At 41.5% G+C, this 22,726-nt stretch carries 27 protein-coding genes and 2 pseudogenes; 21 read left to right on the plus strand and 8 right to left on the minus strand.

Features of this window, described 5'->3' with window-relative positions:
• The first annotated feature begins 273 nt into the window (after nucleotides 1-273).
• Nucleotides 274-570 carry a YhdT family protein gene (locus ACXAEO_RS10310; RefSeq protein WP_474880550.1) on the plus strand — a complete coding sequence of 99 codons (297 nt, stop codon included), beginning with the start codon at nucleotides 274-276 and terminating at the stop codon, nucleotides 568-570.
• Nucleotides 567-1,994: a sodium/pantothenate symporter gene (gene panF, locus ACXAEO_RS10315; protein ID WP_474880552.1), complete on the plus strand. Its 1,428-nt coding sequence runs from the start codon at nucleotides 567-569 to the stop codon at nucleotides 1,992-1,994. The genes ACXAEO_RS10310 and panF overlap by 4 nt, the downstream gene beginning before the upstream one ends.
• Before the next feature lie 57 nt (nucleotides 1,995-2,051).
• On the opposite strand, the gene ACXAEO_RS10320 is transcribed toward panF, so the two are convergent.
• The 3 genes from ACXAEO_RS10320 to ACXAEO_RS10330 all read right to left on the minus strand — a co-directional run bounded on the left by ACXAEO_RS10320 (nucleotide 2,052) and on the right by ACXAEO_RS10330 (nucleotide 3,841).
• Entirely contained in the window at nucleotides 2,052-2,264 is a 213-nt protein-coding gene (locus ACXAEO_RS10320) for a DUF1540 domain-containing protein (protein WP_474880554.1), read from the minus strand.
• A 125-nt stretch (nucleotides 2,265-2,389) separates the two neighbouring features.
• A complete protein-coding gene (locus ACXAEO_RS10325; protein WP_474880556.1) occupies nucleotides 2,390-2,869 on the minus strand; it encodes an Hsp20/alpha crystallin family protein in 480 nt (159 codons plus the stop codon).
• Nucleotides 2,870-3,064: 195 nt separating this feature from the next.
• Nucleotides 3,065-3,841, minus strand: coding sequence for an STAS domain-containing protein (locus ACXAEO_RS10330; RefSeq protein ID WP_474880558.1), 777 nt, complete (start codon nucleotides 3,839-3,841; stop codon nucleotides 3,065-3,067).
• 224 nt (nucleotides 3,842-4,065) lie between these two features.
• Here ACXAEO_RS10330 and ACXAEO_RS10335 point away from each other — a divergent pair, with 224 nt between their 5' ends.
• Nucleotides 4,066-5,217: an acyl-CoA dehydrogenase family protein gene (locus ACXAEO_RS10335; protein WP_474880560.1), complete on the plus strand. Its 1,152-nt coding sequence runs from the start codon at nucleotides 4,066-4,068 to the stop codon at nucleotides 5,215-5,217.
• Nucleotides 5,218-5,328: 111 nt separating this feature from the next.
• On the opposite strand, the gene ACXAEO_RS10340 is transcribed toward ACXAEO_RS10335, so the two are convergent.
• Nucleotides 5,329-5,949, minus strand: coding sequence for an NUDIX hydrolase (locus tag ACXAEO_RS10340; protein ID WP_474880562.1), 621 nt, complete (start codon nucleotides 5,947-5,949; stop codon nucleotides 5,329-5,331).
• Nucleotides 5,950-6,173: 224 nt separating this feature from the next.
• Between ACXAEO_RS10340 and ACXAEO_RS10345 the strand changes: the two genes are divergently transcribed.
• Nucleotides 6,174-6,575, plus strand: coding sequence for a hypothetical protein (locus ACXAEO_RS10345; RefSeq protein ID WP_474880565.1), 402 nt, complete (start codon nucleotides 6,174-6,176; stop codon nucleotides 6,573-6,575).
• Nucleotides 6,576-6,830: 255 nt separating this feature from the next.
• The gene (locus ACXAEO_RS10350; RefSeq protein WP_474880567.1) at nucleotides 6,831-6,995 is read left to right on the plus strand and encodes a hypothetical protein; all 165 of its coding nucleotides are present in this window, start codon (nucleotides 6,831-6,833) and stop codon (nucleotides 6,993-6,995) included.
• A gap of 156 nt (nucleotides 6,996-7,151) precedes the next feature.
• On the opposite strand, the gene ACXAEO_RS10355 is transcribed toward ACXAEO_RS10350, so the two are convergent.
• Nucleotides 7,152-7,298, minus strand: a complete 147-nt coding sequence (locus tag ACXAEO_RS10355; RefSeq protein WP_474884085.1) for a small acid-soluble spore protein P — start codon at nucleotides 7,296-7,298, stop codon at nucleotides 7,152-7,154.
• A 153-nt stretch (nucleotides 7,299-7,451) separates the two neighbouring features.
• Between ACXAEO_RS10355 and ACXAEO_RS10360 the strand changes: the two genes are divergently transcribed.
• Nucleotides 7,452-7,715, plus strand: a complete 264-nt coding sequence (locus ACXAEO_RS10360; RefSeq protein ID WP_474880569.1) for a hypothetical protein — start codon at nucleotides 7,452-7,454, stop codon at nucleotides 7,713-7,715.
• Nucleotides 7,716-7,927: 212 nt separating this feature from the next.
• Here ACXAEO_RS10360 and sspO read toward each other — a convergent pair whose 3' ends face one another.
• Nucleotides 7,928-8,077, minus strand: a complete 150-nt coding sequence (sspO, locus tag ACXAEO_RS10365; protein ID WP_474880571.1) for a small acid-soluble spore protein O — start codon at nucleotides 8,075-8,077, stop codon at nucleotides 7,928-7,930.
• A gap of 220 nt (nucleotides 8,078-8,297) precedes the next feature.
• Here sspO and acnA point away from each other — a divergent pair, with 220 nt between their 5' ends.
• The 10 genes and pseudogenes from acnA to ACXAEO_RS10415 all read left to right on the plus strand — a co-directional run.
• Complete coding sequence (gene acnA, locus ACXAEO_RS10370) at nucleotides 8,298-11,021, plus strand: aconitate hydratase AcnA (RefSeq protein WP_474884087.1); 2,724 nt, start codon at nucleotides 8,298-8,300, stop codon at nucleotides 11,019-11,021.
• 120 nt (nucleotides 11,022-11,141) lie between these two features.
• Nucleotides 11,142-11,558, plus strand: a complete 417-nt coding sequence (locus ACXAEO_RS10375) for a hypothetical protein (protein WP_474880574.1) — start codon at nucleotides 11,142-11,144, stop codon at nucleotides 11,556-11,558.
• Between the two features lie 23 nt (nucleotides 11,559-11,581).
• A complete protein-coding gene (locus tag ACXAEO_RS10380; RefSeq protein ID WP_474880576.1) occupies nucleotides 11,582-12,166 on the plus strand; it encodes a TlpA family protein disulfide reductase in 585 nt (194 codons plus the stop codon).
• Nucleotides 12,167-12,349: 183 nt separating this feature from the next.
• On the plus strand, nucleotides 12,350-12,481 hold the full coding sequence (locus tag ACXAEO_RS10385) for an FbpB family small basic protein (protein WP_474880578.1): 132 nt from the start codon (nucleotides 12,350-12,352) through the stop codon (nucleotides 12,479-12,481).
• Between the two features lie 202 nt (nucleotides 12,482-12,683).
• On the plus strand, nucleotides 12,684-13,925 hold the full coding sequence (locus ACXAEO_RS10390) for an ATP-grasp domain-containing protein (protein ID WP_474880580.1): 1,242 nt from the start codon (nucleotides 12,684-12,686) through the stop codon (nucleotides 13,923-13,925).
• A 7-nt stretch (nucleotides 13,926-13,932) separates the two neighbouring features.
• Entirely contained in the window at nucleotides 13,933-14,949 is a 1,017-nt protein-coding gene (locus ACXAEO_RS10395) for a YheC/YheD family endospore coat-associated protein (protein WP_474880582.1), read from the plus strand.
• A gap of 74 nt (nucleotides 14,950-15,023) precedes the next feature.
• Complete coding sequence (locus ACXAEO_RS10400; protein ID WP_474880585.1) at nucleotides 15,024-15,167, plus strand: acid-soluble spore protein N; 144 nt, start codon at nucleotides 15,024-15,026, stop codon at nucleotides 15,165-15,167.
• A gap of 289 nt (nucleotides 15,168-15,456) precedes the next feature.
• The gene (gene tlp, locus ACXAEO_RS10405) at nucleotides 15,457-15,714 is read left to right on the plus strand and encodes a small acid-soluble spore protein Tlp (RefSeq protein WP_474880588.1); all 258 of its coding nucleotides are present in this window, start codon (nucleotides 15,457-15,459) and stop codon (nucleotides 15,712-15,714) included.
• A gap of 115 nt (nucleotides 15,715-15,829) precedes the next feature.
• Complete coding sequence (locus ACXAEO_RS10410) at nucleotides 15,830-16,261, plus strand: acyl-CoA thioesterase (protein ID WP_474880591.1); 432 nt, start codon at nucleotides 15,830-15,832, stop codon at nucleotides 16,259-16,261.
• A gap of 30 nt (nucleotides 16,262-16,291) precedes the next feature.
• Nucleotides 16,292-16,462, plus strand: a pseudogene (locus tag ACXAEO_RS10415) (aldo/keto reductase); the annotation flags it as partial.
• A gap of 121 nt (nucleotides 16,463-16,583) precedes the next feature.
• On the opposite strand, the gene ACXAEO_RS10420 reads toward ACXAEO_RS10415, so the two are convergent.
• Entirely contained in the window at nucleotides 16,584-16,874 is a 291-nt protein-coding gene (locus ACXAEO_RS10420) for a HesB/YadR/YfhF family protein (RefSeq protein ID WP_474880593.1), read from the minus strand.
• A 256-nt stretch (nucleotides 16,875-17,130) separates the two neighbouring features.
• Between ACXAEO_RS10420 and ACXAEO_RS10425 the strand changes: the two genes are divergently transcribed.
• Complete coding sequence (locus ACXAEO_RS10425) at nucleotides 17,131-17,316, plus strand: hypothetical protein (RefSeq protein WP_474880596.1); 186 nt, start codon at nucleotides 17,131-17,133, stop codon at nucleotides 17,314-17,316.
• A gap of 570 nt (nucleotides 17,317-17,886) precedes the next feature.
• Nucleotides 17,887-18,729: an N-acetylmuramoyl-L-alanine amidase family protein gene (locus ACXAEO_RS10430; protein WP_474880598.1), complete on the plus strand. Its 843-nt coding sequence runs from the start codon at nucleotides 17,887-17,889 to the stop codon at nucleotides 18,727-18,729.
• 408 nt (nucleotides 18,730-19,137) lie between these two features.
• Here ACXAEO_RS10430 and plsY read toward each other — a convergent pair whose 3' ends face one another.
• Nucleotides 19,138-19,716: a glycerol-3-phosphate 1-O-acyltransferase PlsY gene (plsY, locus tag ACXAEO_RS10435; protein ID WP_474880600.1), complete on the minus strand. Its 579-nt coding sequence runs from the start codon at nucleotides 19,714-19,716 to the stop codon at nucleotides 19,138-19,140.
• A gap of 283 nt (nucleotides 19,717-19,999) precedes the next feature.
• Between plsY and ACXAEO_RS10440 the strand changes: the two genes are divergently transcribed.
• The 3 genes and pseudogenes from ACXAEO_RS10440 (at nucleotide 20,000) to ACXAEO_RS10450 (ending at nucleotide 22,725) form a co-directional block, all read left to right on the plus strand.
• Nucleotides 20,000-20,413: a CoA-binding protein gene (locus ACXAEO_RS10440; RefSeq protein WP_474880602.1), complete on the plus strand. Its 414-nt coding sequence runs from the start codon at nucleotides 20,000-20,002 to the stop codon at nucleotides 20,411-20,413.
• 426 nt (nucleotides 20,414-20,839) lie between these two features.
• A pseudogene (locus ACXAEO_RS10445) lies at nucleotides 20,840-22,290 on the plus strand (DNA gyrase/topoisomerase IV subunit B); the annotation flags it as partial.
• A gap of 207 nt (nucleotides 22,291-22,497) precedes the next feature.
• Entirely contained in the window at nucleotides 22,498-22,725 is a 228-nt protein-coding gene (locus ACXAEO_RS10450; RefSeq protein WP_474884090.1) for a hypothetical protein, read from the plus strand.
• The last annotated feature ends 1 nt before the right edge of the window (nucleotide 22,726 follow it).

The raw sequence follows: 22,726 nt of genomic DNA on the forward strand, positions 1-22,726 counted from the left end.
CACCCCGATTTTTCAACATTCTTTGTTATTTTACCATGACCCGTTCAAATTTTGGGAAGATAATGGAAAAGCTAAAAAGATGGTTCATTTGAACGTTTTTTTCCCTTTTAATCAATTAACGAATCATTGATGCAAATTGTTTCTTTTAATAGAAAAGAAAAAGGTTTCTCCTAGCATGGAAATTATGTAAAATAAAACACGTCTTGTCTTTTATTTAGCAAAATGATGCTTGTTCAATAGACAATCATCGTAAAGACAGAAAGGAGCAAGTTCATGACAAAACAAGATAAACAAAAAGGCAAGGACCGGCGCTTTTTCATCGCGCATCGAGAAGCGAAAATGGGCATTGCCTTGGCGCTCTTTCACTTTCTTTGGTGGTTTGGCTTTGCCTATGGAATGGGGAGCGGGCCGGTAGAGGACTATACATACATATTTGGCTTTCCCGCTTGGTTTTTTTACAGCTGCATCGGCGGGCTCATTGTCATGGTGACACTCGTTGTGTTCGTCGTTCGTCGCTATTTTACCGAGTTGCCGTTTGAAGACGAAGAGAAAGAAGGTGGACAATTGTGAATACAGCTGTTATAATTCCGCTTCTTCTCTTTCTTGTAATCGTCTATTTCATCGGATGGATGACGTCTAAAAAGGTACGAACTTCTAACAATTTTGTGGAAGAATATTTTTTAGGCGGCCGTGAGCTTGGCGGCTTCATTTTAGCGATGACGATGATCGCGACATATGGAAGCGCAAGCAGTTTTATCGGCGGTCCCGGTATCGCTTACCAAATGGGGCTTGGCTGGGTGCTCTTGTCGGTCATTCAAGTGGTGACGGGGTACTTCGTTCTAACCATACTTGGGAAAAAGTTTGCGATTATGTCGCGGAAAATGAAGGCGGTCACGCTTGTCGACTTCTTAAAACATCGCTACGGTAGTCCAGTCGTCGTCATTTTATCAGCGGCAAGCATTATTATCTTTTTATTCGCGTCACTTGCGGCCCAGTGGGTGGGCGGAGCTCGATTAATTGAGTCGCTTGTCGGTATTTCGTATCAAGCTGCACTCTCAATCTTTGCGGTTTCGGTTCTCGTCTATGTAGCAATCGGAGGGTTTCGTGCTGTTGTGATTACCGATACAGTGCAAGGAATGGTGATGTTGTTTGGGACGTCGGTTCTGTTAATTGGCACAATCATTGCCGGTGGGGGCATTGACGCAATTATGCAGGAGCTTGTTCAGGAAAACCCAAGATTAATTACACCGTTTGGTGCAGACGGCTCGCTGACGCCGCTTTATTTATCTTCTTTCTGGATTTTAGTTGGAGTTGGGGTTGTCGGCTTGCCGCAAATTGCGGTTCGTGCGATGTCTTATCGTGACTCAAAAGCGATGCACCGAGCGATGATTATCGGAACGGCTGTCGTCGGGGTCATTATGCTTGGTATGCATTTGACGGGTGTTTTCGCTCGTGCGGTCATGCCAGGGGTGGAAGTTGGAGATACGGTTATGCCGCTTTTAGCGATGAAAGTGTTGCCAGCATGGCTTGCAGGAATTGTATTGGCCGCTCCAATGGCTGCGATTATGTCGACGGTCGATTCCATTTTACTGCTCGTCAGCTCGGCCCTTGTGAAGGACATTTACTTAAATTACGTGAATCCAAAAGCAAACGAACAGCAAGTAAGACGATGGAGCTTAGCTGCGACAGCCTCTGTCGGTATTCTCGTCTTTTTATTTGCGATTAATCCGCCGGAATTGTTAATTTGGTTTAACTTATTCTCATTCGGTGGCTTAGAAGCGGTCTTTATTTGGCCCATTGTGTTAGGCCTATATTGGAGCACTGGGAATAAATACGGGGCGATCGCGTCGATGGTTACGGGGATGGCGAGCTATATGCTCATCCATTTGTTTATGCCAAATCCGTTTGGCATGCACACCGTCGTGCTTCCAGTATTGTTGTCATTCATTGCGTTTGTAGTTGTAAGTTTTCTAACGAAAAAAGTAGCACATTGATCTAAATGAAAAAATGGAGGGTGGAGTTTCACCCTCTTTTTTGTGTTCATTCAAACATTAATACTTCGATTGAAAAGTTTGGCAAAAGGTTTCTACACTTTGGCCAGCACTTGTTTGCACCTCTCCGTTTAAAATAGCGCTTGTGTAAGCATTATTGACTTGATCATCGTATGAATAGGGAGAAGCTTGGACAATAATTTCATTTGCCTGGCAGAAGTTTCCCTCTCCATAAAAGTTGCAGTTTGACACGTTGCAACGAATTTGCTGCATGTTTTTCACTCCTCTTCGATGTTCCGTTTCGCTTTATTGTGCGTCAAACTTTCTTCTTTTATCCCGCATTAACAGGCAGTAAGACTTCCGCCGATGATTACCACCAAAATAAAAAGACGTTCATGTCAGTCGTGATCATGAACGTCAATTTCAGATATCGGTATATGGGAATGCTTCGGCATTTTAATTTCGAGCAGTCCATTTCGGTACACAGCGGTTGTTCCTTTCCGGCGAACAGAGCTTGGAAGCTGAATTTCCTCTCGGTGTATCTCGCCGTCTGTCCACTCCAAAATACATTGATAAGGTGTGTGGAACACTTTTAATTGACGAAGAAGTGAGCGGTCTGGAAGCTTCACTTGAACAATGCAATCATCAAACGTTTCAAATACCTTTGTCTCTAATTTTGAAGGAGGAGAAGGAGTGCTGTTTGGGGCAAATGATTGAAGAACATCTTGATCTTTAAAAAAATCAGGCATGGAGCCGGAGAAAATGGAAGACATCGTTTTTTGGACGTATTCTTCCACGCCACTTGTATTCATTTGTTTCAAAAATTGCTCCATATGGTTATGTTGCGGCAGCTTTCCAAATGGAAACATCGTGTTCATCCTTTCACCTTAATGGTATGAAGAGAAAAGCCAGAAAACGTAGAACGGGCAAATTGATAATTCAGTATATGCGGATAGCGGCCTATCGGTTCATTCAGCCTATGTGTGATGGTGTGTGGTAAAAGAAAGAAGGTATTTGAAAAGAAAAAATCATTCCTTCTCAAACACCTTCCGTTTATAGATGAGTCCCCTCATTTAGTTTACATCCGTAATTTCTTTTCCTTCTTCTTTTAAAATATAGGCAATGGATTGACGGACGCTTGCGAACGTTTTCCAATGGTAATCGTAGTTGACGAGGGAGAGAGCCATTTCGGCGGAAATGCCGACGATGACGCATTTTGTTCCGATTAGCCGGAGTGCCTCGTGAATATTATTAATATGATAAGCGATATGATCATTCATTTCTTTTAAGGAAGATAAGTCAATTAAAAAATGACGCGCCCGCTCTTTCACACATTCCTCCAACACTTTTTCCGTTAGCTTCTTTCCACGTAGTTCATCGATCTTACCGACGATGGGAACAGCCAATACAGAATCCCATATTTTTAAAATAGGAGTAGACAGTTCTTCAATAATTTTTTCACGTTCTTTTTCGGCATTCGCTTGAGTGGTCACATCAAGCAGCATGAGTAAGTACCCACGCTTTTTTCCATCTTCGTAAATAGGATGAATAATGGTTTCCGCTACGTATTGGTCTTTAATCGTAATGCGCGCTCGATGTGTCGTTTCTAATGCTGACATAAGACGCTGTTGATGGGCAGGGGAAGTATGAAACATATCCATGCTCATGCCGATAGCGTTCTCAGGCTGTGTTACACCGTACAGTTTAAATAAAGGTCCTAGCTGCTTAACAGCCGTAGAGTTTAACCACTGGATGCGATAATCTAAGTCGGCGACCATAATGGTTTCTTGAATCCCTTCTAACATGAGCTGACTGTTCAGCTCGAAGGGGAAATGACCGATTCCTTTCAATATGTTCACTCCTCTTTTGCTCGTGGATGTATTTTGCATGCGGCAGGGTTCATGCGCCCAATCGCAGATGTACGAATCCATTCGTTTCATATAAAACCTATTACAGATATTTTACAGCTTGATTCCGATTTGGTAAAGAATAAGGGAACAAGCGGCATTTTCTTTGAAAAATATAGGAGAATCGGCTACACTTTCATTAACTAAAAAGTGAAGGTGTGCGTGCGATGACCATTTCATTTATTCAAACAAACGAACAGCAGCAGCGCTACAATTTAGTAGCTGAGCTGGCCAATGAATTTGCCGAGAGGGCTGAAGAAATTGACGAACAGGGACGTTTTCCTCATGAAAACATGGAGAAGTTGAAGCAGTCTGGCTATCCGAAATGGACGTTATCCCGACTATTTGGCGGGGAAGAGATTTCTTTACATGAAATGCTCCTTTATCAAGAACGATTGGCGCAAGGGGACGCTTCAACGGCCCTTTGCATCGGCTGGCATCTTGGTGTGGTGATGGATGTGTGGGAAAAAAAGAATTGGAATGAATCGGCCTTAACTTGGCTCATGAAAGAGGTTGCCGGCGGAGCGCTCGTCAATAGTGCAGCAACCGAACCGCAAACCGGCAGTCCTACACGCGGCGGGAAACCGCATACGACCGCAAGGAAAACATCAGCAGGCTGGGTGCTTAATGGTCGAAAAACCTTTACGACAATGTCACCTGCCCTTGATTATTTCTTAGTGAAGGCTTCTATCGAAGGAAGCGAAGAAGTCGGGAATTTCATTGTTCCACGAAAGACAGACGGTGTGTCCATCGAAGAGACGTGGGATATGATGGCGATGCGCGGGACGGGAAGTCATGATCTTCTTTTACATGAGGTCACACTTGCCGACGAAGCGTTAGCGGAAACATTGACAGCAGCCCAAAAACAAAAACCGAACGGCTGGCTTCTTCATATTCCAGCATGCTATATAGGAATTGCGCTAGCGGCGAGAAATTACGCGGTCAATTTTGCGTCCACGTATTCTCCCAACAGCATTACAGGAACCATTAAAGATTTGCCAAATGTTCAACGTCTCATGGGAGAAATGGAGCTTGAATTGATGAGTGCTCGTCACTTTATGTATGGAGTGGCTCAAAAATGGGATGAAAGCGAACAACGTGAAAACATGCAAGGGGAGTTAGCCGGAGTAAAGCACGTTGTGACCAACACCGCCATTTCTGTGGTGGATAAAGCGATGCGTATTGTCGGTGCGAAAAGCTTACAGCGCTCGAATCCGCTCCAACGATATTACCGCGACGTTCGGGCAGGGCTTCATAACCCCCCGATGGATGATATGACGATTATGAATTTAGCAAAGCAAGCGTTCCACAGTAAGTAACCTTTTATAAAGGACAGAAAAAAAGCCGGCAAATGCCGGCCTTTTTCAAAGGGGGAGAAGCTTGATGTTGATAGTTTACTTTTACCCGATATAGCAAAGGGGTAAACATAATTAATCAAATAATGTGTGTGTCACTTCTCCTCGGTGATAAGCGAACAATGTCTGAATTTGTGATTCAGTAATTCGTCCCGTTGATAGTGGGGGAAGGTCGTGTTCACGAAAGAAGCCGACTGCTTCTGTTTCAACGCCGCTTTTCATTTCACCGCCGATGATGTCGCAATCGATGAAGATTTTATAAATTTCATAAGGGGAAGGAGGATGTGGATGGCTGCTTCGGTTCCAGACAGCGATGATTTGTTTGGCTTTCGCTTCTAATCCTGCTTCCTCCCAAATTTCTTTCACAACATTTTCAGAGGGAGTTAAGCCAATATCTGCCCAGCCGCCAGGCAGTGACCAACACCCATCATGTGTTTCCTTGACGAGCAGAAGTTTGTCATTTTGAAACACGACACCGCGAACATCGACTTTTGGTGTTTGGTAGCCTTGTTCGTTAAAAAACAATTGTTCAATCGTTTGGAAATCTTTAATATTCGTATACTCCATCATAATTTCACCGCTAATTTTCCGCAGTTCTTCAAAACGTTCCAAATCGTATACATCTTTTGAGTATTCAAGTCCAGCTTGAGATAGTGCTTGAATTTTTTTCGCCCATTCCAGCCATTGCGTTGACATACTGAAACCTACTTTCTTCTACCTTATTTGGATGATTTTCCCTTTAGTATAGCATAATGGGTTTGCCATCGTTTGGGCGAAAGTGAAAAGAAATGGAAATAACAAGGGGAATTAGTCAAATTTTCATTAATATTTCAAGAAAAAGCGGAAAAATGTCGATTTCAAGTATCGGAAAACATGCTATAATGATGGCAATATCAATTTTGGTGGAGGGTATACCGGTCTTGAAGAGAATTCTTGTTATCACACTCGTTGCGTTATTGACCGTCTTTTTTATCGATCGTTCTTACAGCAAGCATAATCAAGAAGTAAGCCAGCAAGTATTAATTGACGAAATCGAAAAACAGCAACATGGCGTATCAACGATTGATCTTCGCCAATTGTTTGATTTCAAGTGGGATGAAGTCCATGTCTTCTCGGCAGGTACCGAACTTGCAGCGATTGAAGACACATTAGGCTTCTCATGGTTTGAGGCAAAATCAACGAAAATCGATAAAACGGACGATGTTAATCTCATTGTATTTGTAGAAAATAATCAAGTTGCGCAATACATTATGTTACCGACGCAATATGGCATTTTAACACCGACGGCTCAAAAAGGGACGTTTACGGTAGAAACCTTTTAACGCTTTTTACAAAAAGCGTTAAAAGGTTTTTTTTATGTTTTGAGTTAGAATCAGCCCAAAAAGGAGCAAACCTTCTCTAGTAATTTAACAAAACTATGTTCTAAATAATCAATTTAAAATAACAAAGGCGCCGAAACAACAAAACGGCGCCTTTGTTTTCTATCCCATCAAGCTAACTAAAAAGAGGAAATATTACACCATTCTATTAATGAAACAGCTGAACTTTCACATAATACAAATAGGAGGTGGAATACCATGGACCGAGACATCGAACAGCCAAAAGAAAAAGGATACACAACGGAAATTTTAACAGGAGCGGCGCTCGTGCCCGTTAATCGGGATGCGGCACCTGTTATTGGAGCGGCAACAGAGGAATTAGAAGAAATGAGACGTGAAGAAGAAGCGAGACGAAAGCAATAAGGTCTGTCTGACAAGAGGTTATTTCCCTCTTGTCAGACAGACCCGCAAACTGGACCGTTACCAAACCTAGTAATACGAAAGGATTGATAAACGGTCTAGTTTGCTTAAAAGAAAAACCATCATTTCTAAAAATTTCAGGACGTATTAAATAGCCTGTTACATATCATGCCCTTTATTATGTTTTTGGCGCGTATGATTGCGGTTTTTTACTTTATGGGATCCGCTTAAAGGGGCCGGCTGTCCTGGATTATCGCCTTTTGGCGCATTTTTGTGCATATCTTTGCTGTTATTTTTGTTTGTCATCATTCATTCTCCTTTTTCCGCTGCGGATTGAACAGACGAATCTGTCCTTCTTAGCGTGAAACATTTTCACTTTTTTATTCATCCGTGCTTCGCATGAAAACATGCCTAACAAGGAACACTACCAACAGAACATGTGAAAGGAGCTGTCACAGCATGCCATATCATAAAAACAAACAACAAGCGTTTCAGGCCGCTCAGCAAGGACATAAACAAACGATGGACGCTTATGCGTATTCTCAGCTTGTGAAAGAAGAGGCATCATATGGGAAACAACTGAAACATGTAAAAGAAGAGGTTAATGAAACGTATGCACAAATCGAAAATGCTCTCGAAGTTGCCACAGAAACGCAGCGTCAACAATTGGAGCAATTTCAGCAAGATCTTCAGTCAATCGTCAATGAAGTCAATCTTGATTAGAGAATGGACGCGGGCAAAAAACGCCCGTGTTTCATTTTGTGCATGACAAAGAAAACCGGAATGGAAGACAGATGTATGTCATCGATTCCGGTTTCTCACGAGCAAACTAGAAATAGGCCGTTTGCTTTCGCTTCTCTGCGGTCATTGTTTGGCCTTTTCGAAGAGAAAGAGCGACGTATGAACAGAGAGAAGCGTCTTTTACTTTTGATGCATTACTGATTTTTTTTACGTTTTTTATTGTTTTGTTTTTGCTGCTCGGTTAGTGGCTCATTCGAAAATTCTTCGTTGTAGCCTGTTCCTGTTCCTTGTCCGCTTGCCGCGTTCATCCCAGGAATGACGTGGTTTGCTTTACGTTTTGCCATTGTTGTTCACCTCCGATGATTAATATCCCCAACAATCCGATATTTATGAATTATTAGAAAAAGTAAGGGATTAACAGAAATGATATAAGAAAATCTTATCGTATTTAATAACATTCTTTTTATTTACTTATGTATAACGTTATATTAAGATAGATGATGTAGAGAATATTTTGGATGGACTTTTCCATCGGTTGTACATACGTTTTAAGGGGGTAATATGATGGCAAAGCAAGACTTATTCAATGCACGTTCATCTTTCCAAGTGGATGGGAAAACATATGATTACTACCGTCTACAAGCATTAGAGGATGCTGGCATCGGCAATGTGAGCAAACTTCCATACTCAATTAAAGTATTATTAGAATCCGTTCTTCGTCAGGTAGACGGACGCGTTATTAAAAAAGAGCATGTTGAAAACCTGGCGAAATGGGGAACAGCAGACGTTCAAGACGTTGATGTACCTTTCAAACCATCTCGTGTTATTCTTCAAGACTTCACAGGTGTTCCAGCTGTCGTCGACTTAGCATCTCTTCGCAAAGCAATGGCAGATATGGGCGGCGATCCAGATAAAATCAATCCAGAAATTCCTGTGGACCTCGTTATTGACCACTCTGTACAAATTGATAAAGCAGGTACGCCAGATTCCTTGAACTTCAACATGGACTTGGAATTTGAGCGTAATACAGAGCGTTACAACTTCTTAAATTGGGCTCAAAAATCATTCAATAACTACCGTGCGGTTCCACCAGCAACAGGAATTGTTCACCAAGTAAACCTTGAGTATTTGGCGAACGTTGTTCATGCAGTGGAAACAGAAGCAGGACAGTTTGAAGCATTTCCAGATACGTTAGTCGGTACAGACTCTCATACAACAATGATCAATGGAATCGGCGTTCTCGGATGGGGCGTTGGTGGGATTGAAGCAGAAGCAGGGATGCTTGGTCAGCCTTCATACTTCCCAGTTCCAGAAGTAATCGGGGTTAAATTAACAGGTGAATTGCCAAACGGCACGACAGCGACAGACTTAGCGCTGAAAGTAACACAAGTGCTTCGTCAAAAAGGGGTTGTCGGAAAATTCGTTGAATTCTTCGGTCCAGGCGTATCGAAGCTTCCATTAGCAGACCGTGCGACAATTGCGAACATGGCTCCTGAATATGGGGCAACATGCGGATTCTTCCCAGTTGACGGCGAGTCTTTAGAATACTTGCGTTTAACAGGACGCGACGAGCATCAAGTGAAACTAGTTGAAGAGTACAGCAAAGCAAACGGCTTATTCTACACACCTGATGCAGTAGATCCAACGTTTACAGATATAGTCGAAATCGATCTTTCTGAAATCGAAGCGAACTTATCTGGTCCAAAGCGTCCACAAGACTTAATTCCGCTTTCTCAAATGAAACCTGAATTCCAACAAGCACTTGCTGCTCCAATGGGCAACCAAGGCTTCGGTTTAACGGCGGATGACATTGCGAAGGAAATTACGGTTGAATTCGCAAACGGTGACCAAACGAAAATGAAAACAGGTGCTATTGCTATTGCATCGATTACGAGCTGTACGAACACATCCAATCCATACGTATTAGTCGGCGCAGGGTTAGTGGCGAAAAAAGCGGTTGAAAAAGGGTTGGAAGTGCCGAAATATGTCAAAACATCTTTAGCTCCTGGTTCTAAAGTTGTTACAGGCTACTTGCAAGAGTCTGGCTTACAGCCATATTTAGATCAATTAGGCTTCAACATTGTCGGCTACGGCTGTGCGACATGTATCGGAAACTCAGGTCCACTAGCTCCTGAAATTGAAAAAGCGGTAGCAGAAAGCGATTTACTCGTGACATCTGTTCTTTCTGGTAACCGTAACTTTGAAGGACGTATCCATCCGCTTGTAAAAGGAAACTACTTAGCATCACCGCCGTTAGTTGTGGCATACGCACTAGCAGGAACAGTGAACATCGATCTTCAAAGCGATGCACTTGGTGTTGACAAAGACGGAAACGAAGTGTTCTTCGCGGACATTTGGCCGTCAGCAGAGGAAATTAAAGAAGTAGTAAAACAAACGGTAACACCGGAATTATTCCGTAAAGAATATGAGAGCGTGTTTGATGCGAATGAGCGTTGGAACGAAATTGAAACAAGCGAAGAAGCGCTTTATACATGGGATAATGAGTCCACGTATATCCAAAATCCTCCGTTCTTTGAAGGATTAACGGCTGATGCGGGTGAAGTAGCTCCATTAGAAGGATTGCGCGTCGTAGCGAAGTTCGGGGATTCTGTTACAACAGACCACATTTCACCAGCTGGTTCTATTGCGAAAACGTCTCCTGCAGGTCTTTACTTGCTAGAAAAAGGCGTCGAGCAAAAAGATTTCAACTCTTACGGTTCTCGCCGTGGTAACCATGAAGTGATGATGCGCGGTACATTTGCTAACATCCGTATCCGCAACCAAGTCGCTCCTGGTACAGAAGGCGGTTGGACGACATACTGGCCAACTGGCGAAGTGATGAGCATTTACGATGCATGCATGAAATATAAAGAAACAAACACAGGTCTTGTCGTATTGGCAGGAAAAGATTACGGTATGGGAAGCTCCCGTGACTGGGCAGCAAAAGGAACAAACCTTTTAGGCATTAAGACAGTTATCGCAGAAAGCTTTGAGCGTATCCACCGTTCAAACCTTGTATTGATGGGTGTATTACCACTTCAATTTAAAGCTGGCGATAGCGCTGAAACATTAGGCTTAACAGGCACAGAAACGATTGAGGTTCACGTTGACGAAACTGTCAAACCTCGTGACTATGTGAAAGTAACAGCAACAAATGAAGCTGGCGAAAAGAAAGAATTTGAAGTACTGGTTCGCTTCGATAGTGAAGTTGAAATTGACTACTACCGTCATGGCGGTATTTTACAAATGGTACTTCGTGAAAAATTAAATTCAAAAACGTTAGCTTAATGAAGGAAGCCTTCCTCCGATTTTGGAGGGAGGCTTTTTTGAAGTAGATAAGCTTTCGAATTGATTATGTCTGCATCTGTATGTTTAACTAAAGATAGCAGATGATAAGGAGGGGAATACGTGTTTCATGAAGCTATACATGTCGGTCCTTTACTCATTAAATATGGCTGGATCGCCATCGTGTATTCCTTAATTTGTGCGTATGTGATGATGCGTGTTCGACTGGAAAAGTACCCGGAGCTAAAAGAAGAGATGGTACAAATTTTTTACAATAGTGTGTTTTTAGCTTTCGTCGTTTGGAAATGTAGTATAATTTTAACGAATCCCGAAATGCTTATACATAATTTATACGGCCTTCTGTACTTCACTGGCGGAACGGTTGGAGGAGTGCTGGCAGGGGCGGTCGTTTTGTTTTATTTCATTCGAACATATCGAAAGAAAGGGCTTCCATTGATTCCTTATATGGATGTCCTGTTTGTAGCCATGTTATCGGGAGCGGGAACGTATGCCATTCATCACATTATGTTATTTAAGTAATGATGCCGAAAGGAGAGATTCGTATGGTGAAAAAATTAGTAGCATCCGCGCTGCTTCTTGGACTGGTCGGCTATGCCCTATGGCAAGCGCTTCTTCCAAACGAGGTTGCGACAGAAACGGTCGAACATGAACTAGAAGGCTATGTAGACGGATCAGCAGATGTGCAGGACATCCCGGTTTCCGGAGTTGCACAAAATCAAGAAGCACCTAATTTTACATTGCCTTCGATTGATGGAAAGAACACTTCATTAGCGGATTTTCACGGAAAAAAGGTGTTGCTGAATTTCTGGGCGACGTGGTGTCCGCCTTGTAAAGCAGAAATGCCGGAAATGCAAAAAATTCATGAACAATATGGAGAAGATATTGTCATCTTAGCGGTTAATTTAACGAGCACAGAAGCCAATCGAGACCGAGTGCAAGCCTTTTTACAAGAAGAAGGCTTCACATTCCCTGTGTTGTTAGATGAACAAGATGTTGTTGGAACGAAACAATACGGTGTGTTAACCATTCCTACCTCCTATTTTATTGATGAAAAAGGGGTCATCGTTCAACGCATTAACGGACCGATGAACTTTGCTCAAATGGAGAGCTTTGTGACAGCCAAATAAGGATGCGCCAAACCGGAGAGAAGTCATTTCTTTCCGGTTTTTTGCGTCTTTATTTTTCCGTTAGTTTGAAAGAATCTGAAAAAAAGGATTATTTTGATTTGAAAATGGGAAAGATGAAAATAGAAAACAAAAGATATTAGAAAATTCATTCTTTTAAACGATATAGAAAGAGGTAGATCAACGATGAGAAAAATGAGAAAACGAACGTTTGCTGAATTAGTGTTAGAAAATAAAAAGCAACTATTAAAAGATGAAGAAGCACTCGCCAAAATTGAAGAACGTCTAGAGGCCAGAATGATTGAAAAAGCAGAATAATGACGGAATTTTATATGACGAGCCAGTCCTTGGAAAGATTTCCATGGACTGGCTCATTTCGTTTGTTTGAACCATAATTTAAATAGATGATTTGAAACTATAGTGGTGAGCGGGAACTATTAGGAAGATATGTCAGTATATTCGCTCAGCAACGACAACCGTATTCATGTATTACGACTATGCAACAGGAGTTGGCATCGTTATGCAAACAATTGTATTTATTGAAACGAATAAATCTGGTTCTAGCAGGGAAGCCATCAAGGCAGCTGAACGTCTTGGTTATTTAACTGTGCTTTTAACTAATCGAAAAAATTTTTTAAAGCAGCGAACCGAGTTTCCAGATGTTCATCAAATGTACTACGTAGATGACATGGAGATGGAACAGCTACGGCAAAAAATCCGCTTTTTGAAAGGGCAAAGCAAACAAATTATGGCGGTTTTAAGCTTTATTGATCCCTTTGTACACATAGCGGCTCGATTATCGGAAGAGTTTTCCTCTGGTCGTGTAAATGCCATTTCCATTAAGAAAATGGAGGACAAGATACGAACAAGAATGGCCTTAAAAGACTACACTCTTTCACCATTTTATACTGTATTTCATCGTGAACATAAAGAAAGATTCGGGCAGTTTTTAGCTCAATATGAACAGAAACTCCCGTTAATCGTAAAATCTCCTGTATCGACAGGCTCGAAAGATGTTTTATTAGCCGAAACGCGGCATGAGCTGAAAACCTCTCTTCAAACCCTTTCCAACATCTATCCGAATCAACCGATTCTCATTGAAGAATATATGCAAGGTCCTCAATATTTAGCGGAAGTATTAGTTCAAAACGGTCGTGTCCATCTCGTAGCAGTAATTAAACAAAAAATCTCCAAACAAGATCGTTTTATCGTAACGGGCTACGGATTATTAGCGGAACTAGAAGAAGAAATGGAAAAAAGCCTTCTAGAAGCAGTAAAACTGGTGGTTCAAGCTTTTCACATTCAAAACGGAGCCTGTCATATTGAATTAAAGCAAATAGAGAAAGAATGGAAAGTAATCGAAGTAAATCCGCGTATTTCTGGTGGGGTGATGAATCGGTTAATTGAAACTGGTTTTGGCATTAACCTTGTGGAGGAGACCATTAAGTTGTATCTCGGAAAGGAACCAGACCTTCGTCGACGGCGAGAACAATTTGCTTACGCGCATTATATAACGGTTGATTCAAAAGGAAGATTGGAAAAAGTGACCGGAAAACAGCAGGCGCTGCGTGTGGACGGTGTCGAGGAAGTCTACATTAAACCGCGAAAAGGCATGATTCTTACGCCGCCTTTTTCGATGGGACATCGCTACGGTTACGTGCTGGCAGCGGCAGACACGCTGAAGGAAGCGAAAGCGATTGCGGAAAACGCCGCAGATGAAATTCAGTTTCACTTACAGCCTGTTCATGGCGAATGGAGGTGACAGCATATTGGTTACAGTAGGGATGATGTCACACCGAAAGCACCCGAAAACAGTATTTAAATCATATGCTTACGCGGCAGCAGCTAAAATGGAAGGCGTTAATTTTTATTTCTTTTCCCCAGGCCGTGTTAACTTTAAAGAGAAAACGATTGTAGGATGGGTATATGAAGAGGGCGAATGGCAGGAACGAACCATGTCGTTTCCCGATGTCATTTATAATGCCAGCCCCCCTATGACGACAAAGCAGCAAAAAACGATGGATCGACTCAGTGAGATGATTCCGTTTACAAGTCATTCCATCGGAAACAAAATGAATGTGTATCAAAAAATTAAAGGAGCGAAACTTTTTTCTCCTTATTTGATTCCATACGCACCTATTATGACAGGGGAAGAGATTTTTCCATTTCTCGATCGCTATGGACGAATTGTTATTAAGCCGGTCAACGGGCATAAAGGAGAAGACGTGATGTTTGTTCAAAAACAGCGCGACTCTTTTATCGTTCGAAGTGACCGAACGTATGTGATGAACAGAGTACAATTAGAAGCCTTTATAGGAAAGCTGAAGAAAGGGCGGTATTTAACACAAGCGTACATTTCATCTAAAACCATGCAAGGGTTTTCGTACAATTTGCGGCTGCATGTCCAAAAAGATGACAAAGGAACATGGGGACTGACGACCGTTTTTCCGTGCGTTACGCTTAAAGGCATTGTCGCGAATTTAAATAGTGACGGCTATACCATTATGTTTGATGATTTTTTAAAACAAGAGTTTGGACATGAGTATTATAATATGAAACGATATGTTGAACATTTTGCTGTTTCATTTGCTAAGCATTTTGATAGCCTTTACGGCCATTGTCTGGATGAATTAGGCATTGATGTCGGCATTGATTCCAACAACAAGCTTTGGGTTTTTGAAGTGAACTGGAGACCGGGAACACCCCCAACATTTTCATTAGAAATCGATGTTGCAAAGCAAATGATTCGCTATGCGTGCTATGTTGCTGAAAGGAATCATACATGATGTGTTTCCACTATAAACTGCCAACATAACCGGCTTCAAAAACGGTTAAAGTATAGGTGAGGAGGCGATGAGCAATGAGTAATCCAAAAGGGAGTCGCAAGCATTTCGTTCCAAATCACCTTGGTACACAGCCACAGGCAGCTGGAGGAAATAAAGGCAAGCAAATGCAAGATAAATCAGGTCAGCACCCGCAAGTGATTCAAACAAAAGGGGAGTAGAGAGTGTCTGAAAAGAGAACTTTATTCCTTTTCAGATAGTTACTGCAAAATGGACTGTAATGAAAACTTAGCCATAAAAAGAGTTTTTATCAACGGTCCATTTTGTATCAACTAAAAAGAGAAATCCTCGATAAGTTCTTTTGATTTATCATCGTAAATCTAACTATAAGTTTACATAATAATATTATGGTTGTAAAAAGAGCGAGTCACAAACTTTACCATCAATATTCCGATGGCCATTTCACATACTACTCATGTAGCATCACTACACTCCAAGGAGGAATAAACAATGGCATGGAAACGTCCAAATCCAGATGACCGCAGTGACAATGTAGAAAAATTACAATCAATGGTGCAAAACACCCTTGAAAATATTGAAGAAGCAGAAGAAAGCTTGGCGTTTGCTGAATCGGAAGAACAGCGCCAGCAAATTAAAGAAAAAAATCATCGCCGTGAAGAAAGCATCCAAGCAATGCGTAATGAAATTCAAGAAGAGGCGGCCGACCGTGAAAGCGGGTATGCTGAAAGCCAGCAAAAATACGAATAACCGCCGAACCAGAGAGTTTTCTCTGGTTTTTCCCGTTTCCCCCGAAAAGAACGGCAAAATATGCTAAAATTATAGCGGATACATAATTTTTTGAAAGAACGGCAGGGGAAAGATCATGTTTATTAGTAAAAAAGAAATTGAAGTACGCTATGCAGAAACCGATCAAATGGGGGTCGTTTACCACGCCAACTATTTAGTATGGATGGAAGTGGGGCGCACGAGTCTTATTCAAGATCTCGGCTTCAGCTATGCAAAAATGGAGGAGGACGGCATTTTATCACCGGTTACAGATGTACAAGTGTCCTATAAAAAGCCGCTTCGTTACGGTGATAAAGCAACGGTTCATACGTGGATTGAATTATATGACGGCTTACGGGTCGTGTATGGCTATGACATTTTTACGCAAGATGGAGAATTGGCTGTAAGTGCTACTTCGTCACATGTTTGCGTGAAAAAGGAAACCTTCCGCCCTATTTCGATTCGAAAACGTTATCCAGATTGGCATGAGGCATATGAAAACGCGAAAAAACAGCCTGATGTACAATAAGGGTTAATCGGAGCACTTCGTAATCAAACGCAGCTTCTTGGATACAACGGTTCTCCTCAATATGTGAAAGAAGCATGTGAAGCGAGTTTAAGAAGACTAGGTACAGACTACATTGACTTATATTATTTACATCGTGTCGATCCGAATACACCGATTGAAGAAACCGTAGGGACGATGGCGAAGTTAGTAGAAGAAGGAAAAAATACAATTTCCCCAATTGGTGGGACGGTTAGTAATCGATATTAATCTGCAGTAAATGTTTGACCAAAAGAGCCTGTCTTTCCATCCTAGTATGATGAAGACAGGCTCTTTTGGTTATTGCTTATTGTGTTATTGTAAAGGCTGGTTCGTCCTTTTCTTCATCAAATGTCACATTCAGATCATTATTTTCGAAATACCATAAATCTTGGTCTTCAATATAAAACGTAATGCCATCGATGTTCGTTTCAGCACCGATTAATACAGGCTGCTGTTTGGCTACCCCAAGTGAAAAACCACGTTGCACGGTACTGCATCCGCCGTAACGGACAAAAAATTTCACCATATCTCCGTTGCTAATCTCCAATTCTTCTTTATACCATTGAAGGGCTTCTTTTGATACTGTAATGTTCATTGTTTACATCTCCCTTTTTGTAAAGCATCCTCTTTTATTATAAAGAAATAGTTTACATTAAGCTATTATCTTAGCTGCATAGTCAAAATAGAAAAATGGAATAACCGTCCATCTTTTATGATGAACGAAGCAAGTCGGAATCGTTCTGTATACAAATTTAACAAAAAATATGCATTTTAGTTCACCTGTCTCAAACGAAAATCATGTGCCGAGCGTAAGATACTGTATAGAATTAAGAAACATCTGGGGTGTAAGAATGATGGATTTTCTGACATTATGCGAAGATTTTCCGATTAGTGGAGGAGGCTATATCCCTGCCGGAACAAAGCTCCCATTGCAGCATCCATTTAGTCGTTACTACACATTTCAAGCCATTCACTGGGAAGGGAAAGTTATCTACATTCATAGCAGCTTTTTCTGTGAAGTCATGCAAAACGATTGAGCGGTCCATTCAAAAAGCGTTCAAAAACGATTATAGGTCAACAAATTTAAGCAAAAAAAAGCCTCGAGAACCGAGGCTAAGTGAAGCAGCTCGCAATTAATCCAAGGATCATTCCTGCGGTACTGCCAATCATAAGGTACTTCCAACAATTTGATTGGAAATATAATTCCATTTGTTAACAACTCCTTTCCCATAAAAAATAACATAGATGGATTTCCCGATGCAATAGAAAGTAAACATTCTCTTTGTACAAATTTTTATGCAACGAAGGGACAAGGAATGAATGACCATCCCGATTGGGAGCCGTGATTCAACTGAGTCTATCGAATAAAACTATGTTCTAAATGAAAATTAATAAATAAAACATAGTTACCAAGAAGTTTTAGGCGAAAGCTTACTCTCTCCTTCTAATATGTTCAAATTTTCTCGTTAACGATTAAAAAACAAGCATGTCACCTATTAAATGCGCACGCCATACGCTATTGTGAGCAAAAAAAGAAAATAGTCATCCCTTTACGCTTGATTTTTCTCTATTTAATAAGTGACTTTTCAAAAGGAGGTGAACCAATTATGAGCAAACTCATCGCCTTAGACGACGGACATGGTATGAATACGCCAGGAAAGCGCACCCCATCTTTTCCTGATGGCGGCGTCATGAAAGAAAATGAATTCAATCGCCGCGTGGTCGCTTTGCTTGATATCGAACTGAAACGATGTGGTTTCCGAACATTACTTGTGGCGCCAACAGATGAAGATACGCCTCTTAGCACACGTGTCGACAGAGCGAACAACGCAAATGCCGATTTTTATTTATCAGTGCATGCGAATGCGGCAGGAAGTGGATGGAGCAGTGCGGAAGGAATTGAAACATATGCTGGAACAAGTAATGCTTCCAAACAGGCAGCCCAAATTCTTCATCGTTATTTAATTCAAGGAACGAACTTGAAAGACCGCGGTGTAAAGGATGGGTCTTGGTTATATATTGTCAAGCGCACGAATATGCCGACTGCTTTAGTGGAATGCGGCTTCATGACAAATAGACGAGAGGCCGATTTGTTGAGAAGTGAAGCATATCGAAAAGAATGTGCTGTCGAATTGGCGAAAGGTTTATGCGACTATTTTTCTGTTACGTATGTGCCAAATACGTCGACTCCGACTATTCCTGACGATGATCAGTTCTATCGTTTAAAAACGGGATCCTTTTCCTCTTTGGAAGAGTATGTAAAAGGAAAAAAACGCTTACAGGATGAATACAACTGGCTTCTTTATGATTCATTTAACCAAGCGTTTAATCCGTCCGATTTCCGGATTGTAACGGGAACATTCAAAGGAATCGCAACGACCACACGTTTAAAGCAAGAAATCGAGCAAAAATTCGGCTGGACGATTTATATTGAGGAAGCAGGGGAGTAAGCAAAAAGCACCGACATTCAATTATGTAAATAGGCTAAATGAACAAGAGGGTAGCACGGCAGCTACCTTCTTTATACATATAAAAAGAGACTTTAAATGCTAAAAAGGTCTCGATCATTAGTAGTAAAAAGCCTAGTGGGGCAGATTTATCGGAAGCTCAAGCTCTCCGTAAAGTTCTACTTAACATGAAAATGACTGAGAGTGAGATAGTAATTGTCAAAGAGATAAAATATGATACAAAATCGGATAATTGGATTATTACAGTAAACTCACTAGACAAACCCGAGGAATTTGATTTTGAGGTAGAAGATAGTTAAATTAATACAAAGAAAGAGGCAACCTTTCATTTTGAGGGTTGCCTCTTTCTCATTTATAAGTGCTAAAACATGACATGCAAAGTGTAGGTTCTTACAGCCACTTAACTTTCGGCTCTGTTTTGTCTTGGATTCGTTTAATGTTTGCACGGTGCCGCCAAATGACGAATCCTGCTAAAAAGCCGACAACGATAATAAGTGGAAGATCTCCGGTGAAGAGTGTGAAAATAAATGTGAAAATGCCGGTTATAATCGAGGAAAGCGATACGTATTTCGATATGTACAAAGTAATAAAAAAGCAAGCAAGCATCGCGATAAATAAGAGCGGATTATAAAATAACAGGACGCCGGCAGATGTTGCGACTGCTTTTCCACCTTTAAACTTCGCAAATATTGGATACACATGCCCGATAACGGCAAACATTCCGACAAATAACGGATGCAAACCCGTCATAAACCATAAAGGTAAAGAAGCGGCGAGCGTTCCTTTTAAAATATCGGCAATTGTTACAATGAGTCCGGCTTTGACTCCTAACGTCCGAAACGTGTTTGTTCCGCCGAGATTTCCGCTGCCATGCTGACGTATATCAATTCCGTATCCGACTTTGCCGACAATGAGGCCAAACGGGATCGAACCGAGAAGATACGCGATAATTAATAAAATAAATGCCATATGTTTGTCTCCTTTTTTCTTCATTTTATCATGAGTCCGCTAAAACTCCATCTGTTTCTTACATTCGCAGTTGCCTATGCAAATTCCTTTTGGCAGACATAGAGGATTTTAACAAGAACTGAACAAAACAACAACCTGTAATCGATAAAAACTCCATTCTGATGTTGCGCGTTTGTTTCATTATATGTATTCTTTTAAAAGAAAATGGCTATGAAAAGCAGGAATTAGGGTATACATACAGAAGAAAGTAACCATTCAATTTGTTGAAAAAGGAGAGAACGACATGAATATTGACATCCCATCCCGCCAAGAGCTCGGGACCATCTTGAAAAAAAGTAAGCGAATTGCAGTAGTTGGACTGTCCGACAATCCTGAAAAAACGTCATACATGGTATCAAAAGCGATGCAAGACGCTGGCTATGACATTATCCCGGTAAATCCAAATGCCGATACAATATTAGGTGTGAAGGCGGTTAAATCGTTAAAAGACATCGACGGTCATATTGACATTGTCAACGTGTTCCGCCGTTCAGAGCACTTACTTGATGTGGCGAAGGAATTTTTGGAAATCGATGCTGACGTCTATTGGGCGCAGCTTGGTCTTGTAAATGAAGAAGCTTACAAATTATTGAAGGAAAATGGCCATACCGTTGTCATGGATCGATGCATTAAAGTGGAGCATGCTTTAACAAAATAACCGATTTTCTGGAAAATCCTTGTTGAATCCAAGGATTTTCTTTGCTTTTCAATAATTTTAGTTTTAGGATTTGCCATTTGCCGCTAAAATAGTGCTAAGATATGTATGATATAAAGAAACCTCTATGCATAAGAAACGATGAAAATGAGGGACCATATTCCAAAAATAAAAAAGTTGTGCTAAAATCAAACATACGTTCTAATTTATAAGAATGAAAAAGATATTCCTGTATTTGAGGAAGAAAGACTGTATCTCTTCAATTGAATGAGTTGGATCGTGTTGTGCGACACTACACATTTAGAGAGATAGTGGAATGTGTGTAATTGAAAGGGGTATGTATTTTTGGGCAAGAAACAAGTTTTTGAGTACAATGATGATGCGATTCAAGTTCTGGAAGGACTTGACGCGGTCCGAAAACGTCCGGGCATGTACATTGGAAGTACAGACAGCCGCGGTTTGCACCATCTCGTCTATGAGATTGTGGATAACTCGGTTGATGAAGCACTGGCAGGCTACGGCAACGAGATTAAAGTAACCATACATAAAGATAATTCCATTTCTGTACAAGATAAAGGGCGCGGAATGCCAACAGGTATGCATAAACTCGGCAAACCGACGCCGGAAGTCATTTTAACCGTTCTACATGCCGGAGGAAAGTTCGGACAGGGCGGCTATAAAACGAGTGGAGGTCTTCACGGAGTGGGGGCATCTGTCGTGAATGCCTTATCCGAATGGCTTGTTGTGACGATTAAGCGTGACGGAATTGTGTACGAGCAACGCTTTGAAAACGGCGGGAAGCCGGTGACGACGCTTGAAAAAATCGGAAAAACACGTGAAACCGGAACAAAAATTCATTTCAAACCAGATGGAAGCATCTTCAGCGCGACGACGTACAATTATGACACGTTGAGTGAGCGTTTGCGCGAATCCGCTTTCTTATTGAAGGGACTAAAGATTGACTTAATCGATGAACGCTTCGATCAACGCGATACGTTTCATTATGAAAATGGAATTGAAGCTTTCGTTTCTTATTTGAATGAAGGAAAAGATCCGCTTCATCCTGTGCTGTTTTTCGAAGGAGAGCAAAACAACATTGAAGTAGAATTTTCTTTCCAATTCAATGACGGCTATTCTGAAACAATTTTATCATTCGTTAACAATGTCCGTACGAAAGACGGCGGAACACATGAAGCAGGCTCGAAAAGCGCGATGACCCGTATTTTCAACGAGTATGCCCGTAAAACAGGCTTGCTCAAAGAACGCGATAAAAACCTTGAAGGCGCGGATATTCGCGAAGGATTAGCTGCGATTGTATCTGTTCGTATACCAGAAGAGCTGCTGAATTTGAAGGGCAAACGAAAGGAAAGCTTGGAACGAGTGAAGCACGTTCTTCCGTTGATGCAGTCGTCTCGGAAAAGCTTGCATATTTCCTTGAAGAAAACCCAGATGTCAGCTCCTTGCTTGTGAAAAAAGCGATTAAAGCTGCACAAGCACGTGAAGCGGCTCGAAAAGCGAGAGAAGAAGCGCGGAGCGGGAAAAAGCGAAGCCGAAAAGAAACGATTTTAAGTGGAAAGTTAACACCAGCACAATCGCGCAATCCGCAAAAAAATGAGCTGTACCTCGTCGAGGGAGACTCGGCAGGCGGATCAGCAAAGCAAGGACGAGATCGCCGTTTCCAAGCGGTTCTGCCTTTGCGCGGAAAAGTTATTAATACCGAAAAAGCGAAGCTCTCGGATATTTTTAAAAATGAAGAAATTAATACGATTATTCATGCCATTGGTGCCGGAGTCGGAACTGAATTTGCTATCGACGATGTCAACTACGACAAAATCGTTATTATGACAGATGCCGATACAGATGGAGCGCATATTCAAGTCTTACTTCTTACGTTCTTCTACCGTTACATGAAATCACTTGTCGAAGCCGGAAAAGTGTTCATTGCCTTGCCGCCTCTTTATAAGGTAAGCAAAGGAACAGGGAAAAAAGAAGTGATTGAATATGCGTGGAATGAAGATGAACTGAAGGATGCAGTCAAAAAAGTAGGGCGCGGCTATATGATTCAGCGCTACAAAGGTCTTGGAGAGATGAATGCTGACCAGCTTTGGGAAACGACGATGAATCCAGAGACACGGACGCTTATTCGTGTTCGCATTGATGATGCGGCTCGTGCAGACCGCCGTGTGACGACACTAATGGGTGATAAAGTTGAACCGCGCCGCAAATGGATTGAAAACAATGTCGCCTTCGGCCTTGAAGAAGACCCGAACATCTTAGATAACGAAAACGTAACGGTCGCAAAGGAGGAAGAATAAG

It is taken from the genome of Bacillus sp. ABA4_010 (genome assembly GCF_056159105.1).

Coding starts and splice junctions, on each gene's coding strand:
- ACXAEO_RS10440 (WP_474880602.1), top strand. CDS start 20,000: ATGAATATTGACATCCCATCCCGCCAAGAGCTCGGGACCATCTTGAAA.
- ACXAEO_RS10340 (WP_474880562.1), bottom strand. CDS start 5,949: ATGTCAACGCAATGGCTGGAATGGGCGAAAAAAATTCAAGCACTATCT.
- tlp (WP_474880588.1), top strand. CDS start 15,457: ATGGCATGGAAACGTCCAAATCCAGATGACCGCAGTGACAATGTAGAA.
- ACXAEO_RS10385 (WP_474880578.1), top strand. CDS start 12,350: ATGAGAAAAATGAGAAAACGAACGTTTGCTGAATTAGTGTTAGAAAAT.
- ACXAEO_RS10355 (WP_474884085.1), bottom strand. CDS start 7,298: ATGACAAACAAAAATAACAGCAAAGATATGCACAAAAATGCGCCAAAA.
- acnA (WP_474884087.1), top strand. CDS start 8,298: ATGGCAAAGCAAGACTTATTCAATGCACGTTCATCTTTCCAAGTGGAT.
- ACXAEO_RS10350 (WP_474880567.1), top strand. CDS start 6,831: ATGGACCGAGACATCGAACAGCCAAAAGAAAAAGGATACACAACGGAA.
- ACXAEO_RS10380 (WP_474880576.1), top strand. CDS start 11,582: ATGGTGAAAAAATTAGTAGCATCCGCGCTGCTTCTTGGACTGGTCGGC.
- ACXAEO_RS10390 (WP_474880580.1), top strand. CDS start 12,684: ATGCAAACAATTGTATTTATTGAAACGAATAAATCTGGTTCTAGCAGG.
- ACXAEO_RS10320 (WP_474880554.1), bottom strand. CDS start 2,264: ATGCAGCAAATTCGTTGCAACGTGTCAAACTGCAACTTTTATGGAGAG.
- ACXAEO_RS10410 (WP_474880591.1), top strand. CDS start 15,830: ATGTTTATTAGTAAAAAAGAAATTGAAGTACGCTATGCAGAAACCGAT.
- sspO (WP_474880571.1), bottom strand. CDS start 8,077: ATGGCAAAACGTAAAGCAAACCACGTCATTCCTGGGATGAACGCGGCA.
- plsY (WP_474880600.1), bottom strand. CDS start 19,716: ATGGCATTTATTTTATTAATTATCGCGTATCTTCTCGGTTCGATCCCG.
- ACXAEO_RS10450 (WP_474884090.1), top strand. CDS start 22,498: ATGAATGCTGACCAGCTTTGGGAAACGACGATGAATCCAGAGACACGG.
- ACXAEO_RS10430 (WP_474880598.1), top strand. CDS start 17,887: ATGAGCAAACTCATCGCCTTAGACGACGGACATGGTATGAATACGCCA.
- ACXAEO_RS10310 (WP_474880550.1), top strand. CDS start 274: ATGACAAAACAAGATAAACAAAAAGGCAAGGACCGGCGCTTTTTCATC.
- ACXAEO_RS10420 (WP_474880593.1), bottom strand. CDS start 16,874: ATGAACATTACAGTATCAAAAGAAGCCCTTCAATGGTATAAAGAAGAA.
- ACXAEO_RS10335 (WP_474880560.1), top strand. CDS start 4,066: ATGACCATTTCATTTATTCAAACAAACGAACAGCAGCAGCGCTACAAT.
- ACXAEO_RS10400 (WP_474880585.1), top strand. CDS start 15,024: ATGAGTAATCCAAAAGGGAGTCGCAAGCATTTCGTTCCAAATCACCTT.
- ACXAEO_RS10360 (WP_474880569.1), top strand. CDS start 7,452: ATGCCATATCATAAAAACAAACAACAAGCGTTTCAGGCCGCTCAGCAA.
- ACXAEO_RS10425 (WP_474880596.1), top strand. CDS start 17,131: ATGATGGATTTTCTGACATTATGCGAAGATTTTCCGATTAGTGGAGGA.
- ACXAEO_RS10325 (WP_474880556.1), bottom strand. CDS start 2,869: ATGAACACGATGTTTCCATTTGGAAAGCTGCCGCAACATAACCATATG.